1 protein-coding gene is annotated in these 334 nt (G+C 68.8%); it reads right to left on the reverse strand.

The genetic code is table 11. The annotated features are described in order from the left end of the window. Positions 1–334, reverse strand: a 334-nt coding sequence (locus G154_RS00245) for an HNH endonuclease signature motif containing protein (protein ID WP_155944834.1), incomplete at both ends; no start/stop codon positions are given.

Consider the following 334-nt stretch of genomic DNA (forward strand, 5'->3'; position numbering starts at 1 on the left):
GTGTGGTGNANCCGGCANAGCAGCACTCCGTTGTCGATACTGGTTGTGCCGCCGGCNCTCCAGGGGTGGATGTGGTGGGCATCGCACCAGGACACCGGGCGCCCGCACCCCGGATGGGCACACCCGCCGTCACGGACGGCCAGCGCTTTACGAATCGCGGGGGTGAACAGTCTTTCCGCGCGCCCGACATCCAACGGCACCCCCGAGTGGTCGACGATCACCGACGTCAACGTCGCATCACAACCGATCAACTCCGCGGTCGCCGCGGAGACCGGTCCACCGAACCCCAACCGATCCACCGCCTCCCCACTCACGCCCGGGGCACCCGGTCGGA

This window comes from Mycobacterium sp. VKM Ac-1816D, from assembly GCF_000416385.1.
In the GTDB taxonomy this organism is placed as follows: Bacteria; Actinomycetota; Actinomycetes; order Mycobacteriales; family Mycobacteriaceae; genus Mycobacterium; species Mycobacterium neoaurum_A.